The 15,648-nt window shown below is 69.6% G+C and carries 8 protein-coding genes; 2 read left to right on the forward strand and 6 right to left on the reverse strand.

What is annotated here, in order from left to right:
• Positions 1–214 precede the first annotated feature (214 nt).
• Positions 215–2,686 (reverse strand): leucine--tRNA ligase, encoded by a 2,472-nt coding sequence (leuS, locus tag ACWD3H_RS42030; RefSeq protein ID WP_451959006.1) that lies wholly within the window; start codon positions 2,684–2,686, stop codon positions 215–217.
• A gap of 555 nt (positions 2,687–3,241) precedes the next feature.
• Between leuS and ACWD3H_RS42035 the strand changes: the two genes are divergently transcribed.
• Positions 3,242–5,539 carry a hypothetical protein gene (locus ACWD3H_RS42035; RefSeq protein ID WP_451958986.1) on the forward strand — a complete coding sequence of 766 codons (2,298 nt, stop codon included), beginning with the start codon at positions 3,242–3,244 and terminating at the stop codon, positions 5,537–5,539.
• Between the two features lie 124 nt (positions 5,540–5,663).
• On the opposite strand, the gene ACWD3H_RS42040 is transcribed toward ACWD3H_RS42035, so the two are convergent.
• The 4 genes from ACWD3H_RS42040 to ACWD3H_RS42055 form a co-directional block, all read right to left on the reverse strand.
• On the reverse strand, positions 5,664–6,839 hold the full coding sequence (locus ACWD3H_RS42040; protein ID WP_355626010.1) for a cytochrome P450: 1,176 nt from the start codon (positions 6,837–6,839) through the stop codon (positions 5,664–5,666).
• A 109-nt stretch (positions 6,840–6,948) separates the two neighbouring features.
• Positions 6,949–7,797, reverse strand: a complete 849-nt coding sequence (locus ACWD3H_RS42045) for an alpha/beta fold hydrolase (protein WP_451958987.1) — start codon at positions 7,795–7,797, stop codon at positions 6,949–6,951.
• A 70-nt stretch (positions 7,798–7,867) separates the two neighbouring features.
• Positions 7,868–9,124: a cytochrome P450 gene (locus ACWD3H_RS42050; protein ID WP_451958988.1), complete on the reverse strand. Its 1,257-nt coding sequence runs from the start codon at positions 9,122–9,124 to the stop codon at positions 7,868–7,870.
• Between the two features lie 77 nt (positions 9,125–9,201).
• On the reverse strand, positions 9,202–10,764 hold the full coding sequence (locus ACWD3H_RS42055) for a GMC family oxidoreductase (RefSeq protein WP_451958989.1): 1,563 nt from the start codon (positions 10,762–10,764) through the stop codon (positions 9,202–9,204).
• A gap of 165 nt (positions 10,765–10,929) precedes the next feature.
• On the opposite strand from ACWD3H_RS42055, the gene ACWD3H_RS42060 reads away from it, so the two are divergent.
• A complete protein-coding gene (locus tag ACWD3H_RS42060; protein WP_451958990.1) occupies positions 10,930–12,462 on the forward strand; it encodes a long-chain-fatty-acid--CoA ligase in 1,533 nt (510 codons plus the stop codon).
• Between the two features lie 94 nt (positions 12,463–12,556).
• On the opposite strand, the gene ACWD3H_RS42065 is transcribed toward ACWD3H_RS42060, so the two are convergent.
• Positions 12,557–14,947: a galactose-binding domain-containing protein gene (locus tag ACWD3H_RS42065; protein ID WP_451958991.1), complete on the reverse strand. Its 2,391-nt coding sequence runs from the start codon at positions 14,945–14,947 to the stop codon at positions 12,557–12,559.
• Between the last annotated feature and the right edge of the window lie 701 nt (positions 14,948–15,648).

Raw genomic sequence — 15,648 nt, forward strand, 5'->3', positions numbered from 1 at the left:
CACCCCGCCCCCCACCCCCCCCCCGGCCCCAACCGCTCCACCCCCCCCCCCCCCCGGGCCCCCCCCCCCCCGCCGGCGGGGGGCCGCCCCCCCCGGCGTGTTTTCGGATGACGGTACGACGAGCGGCGGGCAGTGCCCGAGCCGGATGAGCCGAACGTCGGCCGGCCCATGAACGTTCGGGGGCGCACGCTGGACGCGCGCCCCTCTCGAACGTCTACGGGACGATGTTGACCAGCTTGGGCGCGCGCACGATGACCTTACGCGGCGCGCCACCGGGCAGGAACGCCTGGACCTTCTCCGACGCCAGCGCCAGCGCCTTCAGGTCCGCCTCGGAGATCTCCGGAGAGACCTCCAGCCGGTCGCGCACCTTGCCCGCGACCTGGACGACGCAGGTGACGGAGTCCTGGACGAGCAGCGCCGGATCCACCGCCGGCCAGCCCGCGACCGCGACCGAGCCGCTGTGTCCCAGCCGCTCCCAGCCCTCCTCGGCCGCGTACGGCGCGACCAGGGAGAGCATGACCGCCAGCGTCTCCGCGGCCTCCCTGACCGCGGGGTCGGCGGCGCCGGGCCCGGAGTCGATGGCCTTGCGGGCCGCGCTCGTCAGCTCCATCATCCGGGCCACCGCGACGTTGAAGCGGTGGGAGTCGACCAGCCTGGTGACCTCGTCGATCGTGCGGTGCACGACCTTGCGCAGGTTCAGGTCTCCACCTGCGAAGTCGACGCCGGGAGCGGAGGCCGCCCCTGCCTCGGCCATCACGCGGAACGCCCGGGCCAGGAACTTCTGGGACGCGGCCGGCGAGACGTCGGCCCAGTCGATGTCGTCCTCGGGCGGGCCGGCGAAGACGACGGTCAGCCTGACCGCGTCGACACCGTAGGCGTCGATCTGCTCACCCAGGTCGACGCCGTTGCCCAGCGACTTGGACATCGCCTTGCCCTGGTTGATGACCTGCCCCTGATTCAGCAGGCGGGTGAAGGGCTCGACGAAGTCGACCATCCCCATGTCGTGCAGGACCTTGGTGAAGAACCTGGCGTACAGCAGGTGCAGCACGGCGTGCTCGACACCCCCGACGTACTGGTCGATCGGGCCCCACCTGCGGACGCCCTCGACGTCGAACGGGCCGTCCTCGTAGGAGGGGTTGACATAGCGCAGGAAGTACCACGAGGAGTCGACGAAGGTGTCCATCGTGTCGGTGTCGCGCCTGGCCGGGCCGCCGCACTTGGGACAGGAGACGTTGACCCAGTCTTCGGCCGAGGCCAGCGGGGAGACCCCCTTGGGTGCCAGGGCCTCACCCCGCAGGTCGGGCAGGGTGACGGGCAACTGGTCGTCGGGGACGGGGACCTCGCCGCAGTCGGCGCAGTGGATGATCGGAATCGGGCAGCCCCAGAAGCGCTGGCGGGACAGCAGCCAGTCGCGCAGCCGGAAGTTGACCGTGAAGCGGCCGGTGCCCCGCTCGCTCAGCACCTCGATGATCTTCCGGATCGCGTCGGCCTTGGTCAGGCCGTCCAGCGGGCCGGAGTTGACCATCGCACCGTCACCGGCGGTGGCGATGCCGGTCTCACCGGGGTCGGCCAGGCCGGTGTGTACGACGACCCGTACCGGCAGGTCGAAGGCGCGGGCGAAGTCCAGGTCGCGCTGGTCGTGCGCGGGCACGGCCATGATCGCGCCATGACCGTAGTCGGACAGCACGTAGTCGGCCGCCCAGACCGGCATGCGCTCCCCGTTGACCGGGTTGATCGCGTACCGGCCCAGGAAGACGCCGGTCTTCTCCTTCTCGGTGGACAGCCGGTCGATGTCGGACAGCTTGGACACGTCGGCCCGGTAGGCCTCGAAGGCCTCGCGCCGGTCATCGGCGACGATCTCCTCGGCCAGCGGCGCGTCCGGGGCGACCACGAAGAAGGTGGCGCCGTACAGGGTGTCGGGACGGGTGGTGTAGACGGTGACCGGCTCGTCACGGCCCTCGATCACGAAGTTGACGTCGGCGCCCTCGGATCGGCCGATCCAGTTGCGCTGCATGGTCAGCACGCGCTCGGGCCAGCCCCCCTCCAACTGGGCCATGTCGTCCAGCAGCCGGTCCGCGTAGTCAGTGATCTTGAAGTACCACTGGGTCAACTCACGGCGGACGACCTCGGCACCGCAGCGCTCACACCTGCCGTCCTTGACCTGCTCGTTGGCCAGCACGGTCTGGTCGTTGGGGCACCAGTTGACCAGGCCGCCCTTACGGTAGGCCAGGCCGCGCTCGAAGAAGCGGATGAACAGCCACTGGGTCCATTTGTAGTACTCGGCGTCGCTGGTGTGCAGGCGGCTGGACCAGTCGAAGGAGATCGCGTAGCGCTTGAAGGAGTTGGCCTGGGTCTCGATGTTGGCGTAGGTCCACTCGGCGGGGTGGGCATCGCGCTTGATCGCGGCGTTCTCCGCGGGCAGGCCGAAGGAGTCCCAGCCGATGGGGTGCAACACGTTGTAGCCGCGCTGCACCCAGTAGCGGGATACGACGTCACCGATGGCGAAAACCTCTGCGTGTCCCATGTGCAGGTCGCCCGAGGGGTAGGGGAACATGTCGAGCATGTAGCGCCGCTCACGCGGGTCGGCGGGGTCGTCGGAGACCCGGAAGGGGTCCAGTTCCTCCCACCGGCGCTGCCACTTGACCTGCAGGGCCTGCGGGTCATAGTGCTGCTCGTCGCTCTGCATGTCGGCTCGCTCGCTCACGTCGATTTTCCCTCGGGTATGTCTGCGTGGATGGTCTGACCCGCCTGGCCCAATGCAAAAACCCCCCGCTCACGCGGAGGGCGGCCGCATCGGCAGGGCGCTCAGGGGCGGGGAGGCCGATGCGGCCCGGTAAGCAGGCTCGCGGCACGCATAGAGCAAGACTATCGCAGCCCGCAAGGCATATTCGTGGCCTGGGGAAACAGGCCCGATCACGGCAAACAGGAGACAGCCGTCCGAGCAGGTCGGCAGAATGAGGATCTCCGCACTCTCCGGAGCGAACGAGACCCGATGGCTATGCACCTGTTGTGACCTCGTACGTCCTTCGCGTTTACTCTTTTCACCGTGGCACATTCAGTAGAGCCGGGGCGGGGCCCGGATCCGTTGGAGGTCGGCCTGCCCATGCAGGACCCACCGACCGACCCAACCGGACTCCAGTTCAGAGGGGCGTTCTCCAGTTTCCCTGCGAGCCCCCCCGTCTCACGTGAGATCATGCCCAATACGCCTAATTCGGGCACCCACGCGGGAGGTAAGGAAAGCATGGCCTCGGAGCAGTCCAGCCAGTCCCACCTGCCTCCGGCATGGCCGGAGGCTGCCGAACCGTCACCCTCGTGGACGAACGACCCTCTTGGCACCGGCCCCCGGCTCCCCCGCCCGCAGGAGGAGCCGCAGAGCGGCAACGGCTCCTGGCAGACCTCGCCCGGCGGGGGGCAGCGCGTCTCCGACCCGCAGGCCGGTTCGCCCGGCCAGACCTCCCCGGGCGGCGGCTGGGCACAGACCTCCGACCCGCAGAACAACGGCTGGGCGCAGGCGTCGACCCCGCAGAACGACGGCTGGGCACAGGCCGTGGCTCCCCAGAACGACGGCTGGGCGCAGGCGCCGGCCCCGCAGAACGATGGTTGGGCACAGGCATTGGCTCCCCAGAACGACAGCTGGGCACAGACCTCCGACCCGCAGAACAACGGTTGGGCACAGACCTCCGACCCGCAGAACAACGGCTGGGCACAGGCGTCGACCCCGCAGAACGACAGCTGGGCACAGACCTCCCCCGGCGATGGCTGGGCACAGGCCTCGAGCCCGCAGAACGACAGCTGGGGGCAGGCTTTCAGCCCGCGGAACGACAACTGGGCACAGGCGTCCGGCCCGCAGGGCGGCGGCGACCCGCACCAGACCTCCCCCGGCAACGGGTGGCCGCAGCCCACCTCGTCACAGGGCGGCGGCTGGTCACAGACGTCCGGCCCGCAGGGCGGCGCCGACGACCACAATCCGTCCTCTCCCGGCAACGGGTGGCCACAATCCATCCCCACTCCCCAGTCGGACCCTCGGGGCCAGGCCTCCCCGGGCGGCAACGGCTGGGCACAGGCCACCGCGCCCTCGCACGACGGCTGGGCACAGGCGTCCACCCCGCAGAACGACGGCCGGACGCACCCGTCAGGCCCGCAGGGGGACGCGCGCGGGCAGCAGGCTCCCGGCGGGAGTGAGGCGTGGCAGGCCGCACCGCCACGCGACGCCTCCGGCCGCCCTCCGGCTCAGCCGGTGGAGAACAGCGTGTGGCCGCCCACTCCGCCGGCGGAGAACGCCGGCTGGCCGCCCACCCCTCCGGCGTCCGGCACCGCCTGGCCGCCCGCTCCCCCCATGGGAAACCAGGGTTTCGCCGAGGCACAGACCTCGACGTTCCCCTCCTCCTGGGCCGGTCCTCCCGCCGAGGGCCCCGCCGCTCACTTCGGCGACGCCTCCGCGGGCACCGTCCCCCCGGACGGGGGCGGTGGAAACGGCGCCGGAAACGCGCGGCGCAGCTACGGCGTGCCGGACAACCCCGCCATGTGGGCCATGGCCGCGGCGAACGCGGCGGCGGCCTCCCAGGCCCCCTCGCCCCAGGGGGCTCCCGTTCACCCCGGAGCCGCTCCCCAACCGCCACAGCCCCAGCCGGGACAGCCCGCGCATCCGGGGCAGCCCGGCCATCACCTGAGCCGCGACCCCTCCGACCCGAACAAGCCGTTCGTCACCGCCGGCCAGATCAGCGGTCCGAAGACCCCTCCGCCCGAGCGCCAGCAGGAGCTGTGGAACACGGTCTTCGGCGACAACTACCAGGCCATCGAGGACGAGGACGAGTTCGAGGAGCGGGGTCGGCCCGTCTGGATCTTCGCGCTGGCCGGATCTGTGATCATCGCGCTGGTCGGCGCGGTGCTCTGGGCGTTCCTGGCCGGGCCGCTGGCCTCCGCCGAGGAGGAGATCGCCGAGCCCAAGCCCTCGGCGGCTCCCCAGAAGACCACCAAGCCCGCCGCCATCGGTCGCCTGCCACGATTCACCGGCGATCCCTCGCCGGTGGCCGGTACGCTCACCGACCAGCCGGCGGGGATCACCCTGGCCCAGCTCGGTGCCCCGTGGCGGCAGGACCAGCGCCCCAGCGTGCCCACCACCTACGGCTTCACAACCCGCCAGTACCTCCCCGCCGGTACGGACTCCACGGGCAAAACCCAGTTCGCGCAGCTGATGTCGGGCCCGCTCTCGCCTCGTTTGAAGAGCAAGTACACCTCGCCGGAGAACCTCGCCCCGGTGATCAACGCGGTGGCCTCCACCGGTCGCAAGCGGTTCTTCCCCGAGGACAACACCGCCCGCAAGACCGCCCAGCAGACCCTGTCCGTGAACGGCCTGCCCGGCCAGCTCTCCGCGTACGAGATCACCTCGGGCGGTTCGAAGACGACCATGGTCGTGGCGGCCGTGAGCACCGGCGCCGACCTGCCGGCGATCGTCTACATGTCGGTGCCGGACAGCAGGAAGGAACTGCTCCCCGACATCAACACGGTCTTCAAGTCGATCCGCGTGCCGGGGCGGTGACCTCGCCGGTTCGAACGGCCCAGCGGGCGCACTCCATGTTCTGACCGGGCTGGAGTCGCCCGGGCCCGCCGTCCCACCGGCGGTCTCGTTTCGCCCATCACCACCGGCGGGGTGCGGCAGGACCTCAGAAGTCGCAGTCGAGGTGCTTGATTCCGTTGATGAAGCTGGATCGCAGGCGGTCGGGCTCACCGACCGAGCGGATCGCGGGCAGGCGGGTGAACAGCTCGCGGAACATCACGGTGATCTCGCGGCGGGCCAGGTGGGCACCGAGGCAGAAGTGCGGCCCGGGTCCGCCGAAGCCGACGTGCGGGCCCTCGGTGCGCAGGATGTCGAAGCGGTGCGGGTCGGTGAAGACGCTCTCGTCGCGGTTGGCCGCCCAGTAGTAGAGCAGGACCTTCTCACCCTCGCGGTAGAGGTGACCGTTCATCTCGTGGTCGCGGGTGAGGCTGCGGCGCATCCAGGCGACGGGCGAGGCGAGGCGGACGATCTCCTCGACGGCGCCGGGCAGGCGCCCGTCGAGATCCTCGAGCAGCAGGGCCCGCTGGTCGGGGTTCTCGGTGAACAGGTGCAGGCCGTGCGAGATGGCGTTGCGGGTGGTCTCGTTGCCCGCCACCACCAGCAGGATGAAGAACGAACCGAGCTCCTGCATCGTCAGTTTCTCGCCGTCGATGTTGGCGCTGGTCAGAGAGGTGGTGAGGTTCTCTCCGCCCTCGGCGGCCAGGGAGACGACGAGGTCCTGGAGCCGCTGCCCCGCACCGAGGAGCGACTCGGCCGCGAGGCTGATGTCGGCGATGAACTCGGGGTCGCCGCCCGACAGGATGATGCTCGTGGCGTCGAAGACCGTCTGGTAGTGCTCGGGGCCGATACCCATCATGTCGCAGATGATCTTCAGGGGCAGCTTGGCGGCCACCTCGGTCACGAAGTCACAGCCGGGCCCCCTGGCGATCAGCTCGTCCACGATCCGCACGGCGGTCGCCTCGACGTCGGCCTCGAACTGCTTGATCATCTTCGGCGTGAACGCCCGGGAGACGATCCGGCGGAGCCTCGCGTGCCGGGGATCGTCCATGCTGATCATCGAGCCGAAGTACTCGCTGAAGTCGGGGCCGAGGTCCTGGATGGACGTCGCCCCCCGGCCTGAGGAGAAGATCTCGGGGTGGCGGCTGGCCTCGGTGATGTCCGCGTGCCGGACCAGGGCGTAGTAACCGGGGCCGGGAGGCATGAAGGAGATCACCGGCTCGGCGAACAGGATCGGGCCCGGCTGCGCGCGGAGCACCGCGAAGGCGGCCTCCCGTTCGGCCATCGGACGCTCCCAGAAAGCGATGTCCGACAGGTCGATGTCCGCGAGTGAAACCGTCACGCCAGCCTCCACTAGAATCCTATTCGGTTTTACCGATCCTGCCACAGGATCCTCAGCGCAACCACTTGAGAACGATGTCGTTGACTTCCCTGGGCCGTTCCAGATGCAGGAAGTGCCCTGCCTGGAGAACATGCTCCACCCTGGAGCCCGGCGGAAGGAAGGCCGCGGCCTGATCGACCTGCTCCATCCCCAGGCAGCCGTCACAGACCCCGTGCAGGTAGAGGATCGGAACCTGCCCGCCGGTCGCGGACTGCTCGGCGGTGTAGCGGCCGGTGGGGGCCACCGTGCCGAGCATCGCCCGGTAGTAGCCGATCGCGGCGGCGAGATTCTCCGGGGAGCCCAGGGCGCGCCGTACGAACGTGACGTCCTCGGCCGCGTCGTAGCCCGGCGACCAGTCGCGCCACAGTCCCTCGATGAACCCGTCCCGCGACAGGGCGGCCTCGGCGAGCCCGGTCTGGAAGAGGAAGATGTAGAACGACCGCTTGAGCTGCTCGTAGTCGAGGAAGGCAGCCAGCATCGCGCCCATCGGGGGCACCGCCATCGCGACCGCCCTGCGCCAGCGCTCCGGGGCGAAGGCGGTGGCGCCGTAGACGGGGAAGGCGCCCCAGTCGTGGCCGATGAGCACGGCGTCGCCGTCGCCGCCGAGCGCCTCGTGCAGCGCGCAGGCGTCGGCGACCAGCGCCCCGCCCTCGTAGGCGCCGTCGGCGGGGATCGAGGTGGGCGCGTAGCCGCGCATGAACGGCGCGATCGCGCGGTAGCCACGCCCGGCGAGCTCGGGCAGCAGGTGCCGCCATGTGTGCGCGGTGTCGGGGAAGCCGTGCAGGCAGAGTGCGAGCGGCCCCTCCCCCGCCGACAGGTACGCGAACTCGACGCCATTGGCGGTGACGGTGCTGATGTCCATGAGGCGGAACCTAGCATTCGCTTGGCCGACGCGGCGGTGATCGCCCCACCCCCTCGCCCGGCGCCGGCGGTCAGGTCGTGTACGGCAGGTGCTTGACCCCGTTGATGAAGTTGGAGAGCAGATAGGAGGGCTCACCGGCCGAACGGATCTCGGGCAGGCGGGTGAACAGCTCGCGGAACATCACCGTGACCTCCCGGCGGGCCAGGTGGGCGCCCAGGCAGTAGTGGGGGCCGGGGCCGCCGAAGCCCACGTGCGGGTTGGGGTGGCGGGTGATGTCGAAGGCGTCGGGATCGGTGAAGACGCTCTCGTCGCGGTTGGCGGAGTTGTAGAAGAGCAGGACCTTGTCGCCCTTGCGGTACTGCTGCCCGTTCATCTCGTGGTCGCGAGTGACCGTACGGCGGAACTGGATGACCGGGGTGGAGTAACGGATGATCTCCTCCACCGCGCCGGGAATGTGCTTTTCGAAGTCGCCGACGAGCAGTTCGCGCTGCCCGGGACTGTCGGTGAGCAGCTTGAGGCCGTGCGAGATGGCGTTGCGGGTGGTCTCGCTTCCGGCGACCACCAGCAGGATGAAGAACGAGCCGAGCTCCTGCGGGGTGAGGTGCTCATCGCCGTTGACCAGCATGCTGGTCAGGTCGCCCGTGGAGGCGCCCCGGCGCTCGCGGCCGAGCCTGGCCGCCAGCCTGCTCAGCTCGCGCCCGGCGGCCAGTAGCTTGACCAGGCCCCGGGCCACGTTCCAGCGGTTCAACTCGGGATCGATCCCGGTGTACTCGGAGTCGGCGTTGCCCAGGATGATGTTGGTCGCGCGCAGGACCCGGTGATGGAACTCCGAGGGGATGCCCATCATGTCGCAGATGACCTCGACGGGCAGCCGGGCGGCCACCTGGGTGACGAAGTCACCCGGCCCCTCGGCGATCGCCTCGTCCACGATCCGGGTCGCCGCCCGCTGCAGGTCCTCCTCCATCTTCGCCAGGACCCTGGGGGTGAAGGCCCTGGAGACGATGCGGCGGAGTCTGGCGTGCCGGGGGTCGTCCATGTTGATCATCGAGCCGAAGTACACCGCCAGCCAGCGGGGCATGTCGGCGATGCTGTTGGCGGTCGGCTCGCTGCTGAACACCCCGGCGTTCCTGCTGGCCTCGGAGACGTCGGCGTGCCGCACCAGGGCGTAGTAGCCGGCCCCGTGCCCGATGAAGGGGATCTTGTTCTCCTTCGTGAACACCGGCCGGTCCAGCGCGCGGAGACGCCGGAATGCCTCCATGCGCTCCCGCTGGGGAAGCCCCCAGAACGGAATCTCCGACAGGTCGATATCCGCCATGTTCACGGTCATTGCCCTAGATTCATGCAAGTACTTACTTACGTCAAGTGTGAGCCATAGCACACTTTGTGTGCTTATAGTCGGCACCCTTAGCGGTCTGCGGCGATGAGGTCGGCGGCCCTCTCGGCGATCATGACGGTGGGCGCGTGGGTATGCCCTCGGTTGATGACCGGCATGACAGAGGCGTCGACCACCCGCAGACCCGCGATCCCGCGGACCCTCAGGGCGGGGTCCACCACCGACTCGGGATCCTCACCCATCCGGCAGGTGCCGACCGGGTGGTAGAGGGTCTCGCTACGCTCGCGGATCCAGCGGACGAGCTCCTCGGTGCTCCTCGCCCCCCAGTACGGGTCCATCGGGGGCCCCGCGAGCGGCCGGAGCGCCTCGGTGGCGAACAGTTCCCCGGCCTTCCGCAGCCCGGCCACCTGCCGCCGGACGTCGGCCTCCGCCGTCAGGTAACCGGGATCGATCACGACGTCGCGGCCGTCCAGCGAGACGCGGCCGCGACTCTCGGGCTGGAGCAGGATCGAGGCGATGGTCAGGCCGTGGCCGGGCGGCGGGGTGAGGCCGTGGTTGACGAAGGGGCCCGGAGCGAAGATCAGCTCGATGTCGGGGGCGTGCTCCTCGGGAGAGGTGCGGATGAACGCCACGGCCTCACCGACGTTGGAGGTGAGCATGCCCCGGCGGCCGACCAGGAAGCGGAGCAGGTTGCCCGCCGACTCAGCGCCGGCGAGCGTGATCGGCTCGGGGCAGTGCAGGACGACCCCCGAGGCCAGGTGGTCCTGAAGGTTGGCGCCGACCTCGGGAAGTTCGTGGACCGGCTCGACGCCGGCGGCCCGCAGCTCGTCGGCCGGGCCGAGGCCCGACAGCATCAGCAGGTGCGGGGAGCCGATCGCCCCCGCCGACAGCACGACCTCCCTGCGCGCCCGCACCACGGTGCCACCGTCACCGTCACCGCCGCACTCCACGCCGGTCGCACGCCCGCCCTCGATGAGCACCCGGCTCACCTGCGAGGAGGTCAGCACCGTGAGGTTGGGCCGGTTGGCCGCGGGTCCGAGATAGGCGTCGGCGGAGCTCCAGCGGCGTCCCCGGTGCTGGGTGACGGGCGTCGGCGAGCAGCCCTCGTTGGAGGGGCCGTTGAGCTCCTCCAGGCGGGCGATGCCCAGTTCCTCGCAGGCCCGCAGGAAGAGTGCGGTGGCGCGGTTCGGGGAGCGCAGCTCCGAGATGTGGATCGGGCCCTCCGTGCCGTACACACCGCCGCGGTTGGAGCCGGCGCGGCGCTCGATCCGGTGGAAGTAGGGCAGGACCTCGTCGTAGGACCAGCCGGGCACCCCCCAGCCGTCGTAGTCCGCGCGGTGCCCGCGTACCCACATCTGGGCGTTCATCGAGGAGGAACCGCCGAGCATCCGGCCGCGTGGCCAGTAGAGCTCCCTGCCGGAGAGCTCGGGCTGCTTGGCGGTGGTGAAGTTCCAGTCGTGTTCGGTCTTGAACAGCTTGGCGAAGCCGGCCGGCATCCGGACCTCGAGCCTCTTGTCGGAACCGCCCGCCTCGATGAGGACGACCCTCGTGCCCGGGTCCACGGAGAGACGGTTGGCCAGCACGCACCCCGCCGACCCCGCGCCCACGATGACGTAGTCGTACTCCACGCTCACTGACCCCTCCTCGCACAGACGGTCAGCTCGCCTCCCCGTAGCGGGCTCCTATCTACTTACTCCCCCATGGTTTGCCCGTCAATTTGTAACCAAAGTTACCTACCAGTAGGTATCTAGGGGCTGCCAGTATGGGCGAGTCAGAGCTCGCTCGGAGGAGGACGCACGATGCTCAACCTGTCGATCGCACTGGAGGACAGCGCCCGGGAGAACCCCGACCGCACCGCACTGGTCTTTGGTGACCTGCGGCTGCCGTACTCCCTGGTCAATACCGTCGCGAACCAGGTTGCCAACCTACTGGTCTCCAGGGGAATCGGGAAGGGCGACAAGGTCGCGCTGGCCTGCCCCAACCTGCCGTACTTCCCCTTCGTCTACTACGGCATTCTCAAGACCGGTGCCACGGTCGTGCCGCTCAACGTGCTGCTGCAGTCCAGGGAGATCGCCTACCACCTGGACGACTCCCAGGCCAAGGCGCTGTTCTGCTTCGAGGGCACTCCCGAGCTGCCGCTCGGCGAGCGGGGCAAGGCGGGCTTCGAGGGATCGTCGGCGGAGCACTTCTTCGTGCTGCCCGCCACCGCGTTCGCCACCGAGTCCGAGTACGGCGAGACGCTCTGGGCGGCGCTCGACGGCGTGTCCGGCGAGTTCGAGACCGTGCAGACCGCACCCGACGACACCGCCGTGATCCTCTACACCAGCGGCACCACCGGCCACCCCAAGGGCGCTGAGCTCAGTCATCAGAACATGCTGATCAACGCCATGGTCTCCGATGAGATGTTCCCCCGCACCGAGGGCGGCGACGCCTACCTGGCGGTGCTGCCGCTCTTCCACTCCTTCGGGCAGACCGTCATCATGAACGCCGGTTTCCGGCGCCAGGCGACCATCGTGCTCGTGCCGCGCTTCGAGCCGGGACCCGCCCTGGAGCTGATGCGCGCCGAGAACATCACGCTGTTCGCGGGCGTGCCGACCATGTACTGGGCCATGCTGACGAAGATCCACGCCGAGGGTGACGAGGTGCCCACCTCGCTCAGGGTCGCGGTGGCCGGTGGTGCGTCCTCACCCGTCGAGGTGCTCAGGGACTTCGAGCAGACCTTCGGGATCGGGATCCTGGAGGGGTACGGCCTGTCGGAGACCTCTCCGGTGGCCAGCTTCAACCAGCTGGGCAGGCCCACCAAGCCCGGCACGATCGGCACGCCGATCTGGGGTGTGGAGATGAAGCTGGTCGACGGCGACTGGAAGACGATCGAGGGCGAGGGCCCCGGCGAGATCGCGATCCGCGGCCACAACGTGATGAAGGGCTACTACAACCGGCCCGAGGCGACCGCCGAGGTCATGAGGGACGGCTGGTTCCGCACCGGCGACATCGCCACCCGCGACGCGGACGGTTACTACGCCATCGTCGACCGGGCCAAGGACATGATCATCCGGGGTGGCTTCAATGTCTACCCGCGCGAGCTCGAAGAGGTCCTGATCACCCATCCGGAGGTCTCCCTCGCCGCGGTGGTCGGAGTCGCCCACGACTCGCACGGCGAGGAGGTCAAGGCGTACGTCATCCGCACCCCCGGCGCGACGATCACCGAGGACGAGCTCATCGCCTGGGGTAAGGAGAACATGGCCGCGTACAAGTATCCGCGGATCATCGAGTTCCGTGACGCGCTGCCGATGACCGCGACAGGCAAGATCCTCAAGCGCGAGCTGCGCTGAGCGGTCCGCACCCGCCTGGCCGATGAGGCCACGGCGGCGGGGCCGGGTTCCGGGAGGCACACGACGTGCCGTCCCGGAACCCGGTCCCAAGGTGTCAGGCCGGGTAGACCTCGAACTCGCCCAGCTGTGCGGCCGGCCAGCCGGTGTTGCCGGTGACGTCCAACCGGACGTACCGGGTGGACGTCGCGGGGAACGTGATCGTCACCGTGTTGCCGGAGGCCGGGTTGAAGGAGTGGCCCGCCGATCCCGCGAGCGTCGTGAACGACGCCCCGTTGACGCTGCCCTGCACCGACAGCGTCTGCGTGCGGGCCTGCCACGCCGCCGACGGCGGCAGCTTCAGCACCACCCTGCCGACCGACACCGCCGCCCCCAGGTCGACCTGGATCCACTGCGGGAACGCGTTGTTCGGGCTCTCCCAGTAGCTGTTCGCGTCACCGTCGACCGCGTTCGCCGAGCCGAGGTTCTGCGTGTGGCCGCTCTCCGACGTCGCCTTGCCCCGCGCCAGGTTGACGTTGGGGGCGGCGTCCGTGGTCACGGTCACGGTGTTCGACGGGGGCGAGACGTTGGGTACCGCGTCGTAGGCGGTGACGGTGAAGCCGTACGCCGTCGCGGGGCTCAGCCCGGTCACCGTGTGCGTGGTGCCCTGCACGGTGGCCACGACGGTGCCGTCGCGGCGCACCTGGTAGCCGGCCACCCCCACGTTGTCGGTGGAGGCCGACCACGACAGCGACACGCTGGTGGCCGTCTTCGCGGTCACGGTGAGGTTGCCCGGTATGCTCGGCGGCTGCGTGTCGCCGCCGGTGGCGGGCCCGTACACCTCCAGTTCGCCCAGCTGTGCGGCCGGCCAGCCGGTGTTGCCGGTGACGTCCAACCGGACGTACCGGGTGGACGTCGCGGGGAACGTGATCGTCACCGTGTTGCCGGAGGCCGGGTTGAAGGAGTGGCCCGCCGATCCCGCGAGCGTCGTGAACGACGCCCCGTTGACGCTGCCCTGCACCGACAGCGTCTGCGTGCGGGCCTGCCACGCCGCCGACGGCGGCAGCTTCAGCACCACCCTGCCGACCGACACCGCCGCCCCCAGGTCGACCTGGATCCACTGCGGGAACGCGTTGTTCGGGCTCTCCCAGTAGGTGTTCGGATCACCGTCGACCGCGTTCGGCGGGATGAAGTTCATGTTGTGGCTGCTCGCCGTCACCGCCTTGCCCCGCGCCAGGTTGTCGCCGCCCCCGCCGGACACCACGGGTGGGGTGGGGCGGGTGGCGGTGAGGGCGATCTGGCCCTTGAGCATTCTGCCGCCGTCGCCGGTCAGGCGCAGGTAGTAGTCGGCCGAGCAGGCGGTACCGTCCTCGTCGAGGGCGAGCATGCCGGAGTTGGCCGGGACGCTCGCGAGGGTTTCGGCGGTTTTGGCGATCTGGTTGCCCTCGTTGTACTCGTCGAACATGGAGATGTAGATGCCCTGGGCGCCGACGCGGACCATGTTGTAGAACTGGCGCCACATGAAGTCGCCGTGGCGGCGCTGGCGGGTGGTGATGTCTCCGGGCAGGACGCAGGGCTGGTAGTCGATGCCGTGGGCGTCGCAGTCGGCTTGGTCGGGGAGGTTGACGTTGGTGTAGAAGTTGTCGACCTCGGCGATGGTGCTGATACGGCCGACCATCCAGGGGGAGATCATGTGGAAGGCGTGGTAGACGTCCAGGAAGCCGGGGCGGGAGTCTTCGACGCCGCGGCGCCAGTGGGTGGGCACGCCGCCCATGACGTAGCAGCCCTGGTTCTTGAACCAGTTGACGACCTCCAGGCAGGGGGCCGGCGCCCAGGGGCGTTTGGGGTCGTCGAAGCCGAATCCCCAGATGCCGACGACGGGTTTGCCGTTCTGCATGGCGTACGCCGGTGAGGTGGTGTGGGCTTTCATTTTGTTGAGCCAGTCGGTTTTGATCTCCGGCTGCATGTTGGTCCAGTCGGTGACGTCGTACATGATGTAGTACTTGCGGCCGTTGGCCTCGGCGGCGGTACGGACTTTGGCGGCCATGGCGTCGCGGGTGGGGCCTTCGCCGCCCATGGGGTTGAAGCGTTGCAGGGCGGCGGTGTCGATGTTGTTCTCACGCATCCAGCGGAAGTGGGTGTCGACGGTCTGCTGGTCGTAGGAGGAGAACAGGGTGGCGGGCCGGCCGTTGTTGAGGTTGGCGTACGCGGTGGGGTAGGTGTTGGCGTATTCGCGCATGTCGGGCCAGGCGACGATGGTGGTGTTGGAGGGAGAGGGGCTCTGACTCATGTCGTCGCTCCAGTGCCACCAGCCGTTGATCGGGGCGCTGTCGCCCTTGCAGGCGAACCAGCCCTGGTAGCCGACGGTGATCTTCCCGACCACGTCCCCGACGGGGCTGTCGGCGCGGGCCGCGCTGCCCAGCGCGGACAGTAGCTGCGACGACGACACCGCGGCGAGAGCGGACCCGGGCACCACGGAGGTCATGAACCTCCGACGCGAGACGGCCACGTGAACTCCTTTCGTCCGGAGCGGCCATCCGTGCTTCACCGCTCCATCCGGGGGGCGGGGGGTGCCGTGCCGGTGGGCCTGCGCGTTCGGCCGGCGCTCCCCCGCGTGTCACGGAGGGAGCGGGGCCTGACCGGGCGACGGCGGCGGACCCCGGCTCACGACACGGAGGTCGGTCGCCGGGTTGGCCGGGGCAAGGAGCACCACGGCCCGCTCCCTCCTGCCCGGAACACGTTCCGGGCAGGAGGGAGCCGCACACCAGGGGCACGGGGCGGCACGCGTCGTCCCCGGCGCGACAGCGGTCCGCTTGCGTCATCCTGACAGGACGAGATACATAAACGCAATAGTCAGAAACGTTCGTGAAATCTGACGGCATTTCTACGCAAGAATTTGCGTTCGCGACCCGCGGCCGGACCGTTCCAGGATGGGGAACAGTCGACGAACCGGTGACCGGCGGTTTCCCAGGTGGGCTTCGGCGGCGGCCGGCTCCCCGGAGACCTCCGTGGCGAGCAGGCGGGTGAAGGCCATCGATCCCTCGTCCTGCGCCACGAAGCCGTACGGCCCCCGCCGCGAGATATCCGCGACGGGGGCCGTCGGTCCGGCGTGAACGCGTCCGCGTGAGGGCCCGCGCGGATTCTCGTATAGGAACATCCCATATGAGCGTCTCCCGCGCGGGGTCCCGCGTGAGCGCGTGTCCCGGGGGA

The sequence above is a fragment of the Streptosporangium sp. NPDC002607 genome, from assembly GCF_053592655.1.

Excerpts from the sequence above, each read along its gene's own strand:
- leuS (WP_451959006.1), bottom strand. The coding sequence starts at position 2,686 with ATGCAGAGCGACGAGCAGCACTATGACCCGCAGGCCCTGCAGGTCAAG.
- ACWD3H_RS42035 (WP_451958986.1), top strand. The coding sequence starts at position 3,242 with ATGGCCTCGGAGCAGTCCAGCCAGTCCCACCTGCCTCCGGCATGGCCG.
- ACWD3H_RS42040 (WP_355626010.1), bottom strand. The coding sequence starts at position 6,839 with ATGGCCGAACGGGAGGCCGCCTTCGCGGTGCTCCGCGCGCAGCCGGGC.
- ACWD3H_RS42045 (WP_451958987.1), bottom strand. The coding sequence starts at position 7,797 with ATGGACATCAGCACCGTCACCGCCAATGGCGTCGAGTTCGCGTACCTG.
- ACWD3H_RS42050 (WP_451958988.1), bottom strand. The coding sequence starts at position 9,124 with ATGACCGTGAACATGGCGGATATCGACCTGTCGGAGATTCCGTTCTGG.
- ACWD3H_RS42060 (WP_451958990.1), top strand. The coding sequence starts at position 10,930 with ATGCTCAACCTGTCGATCGCACTGGAGGACAGCGCCCGGGAGAACCCC.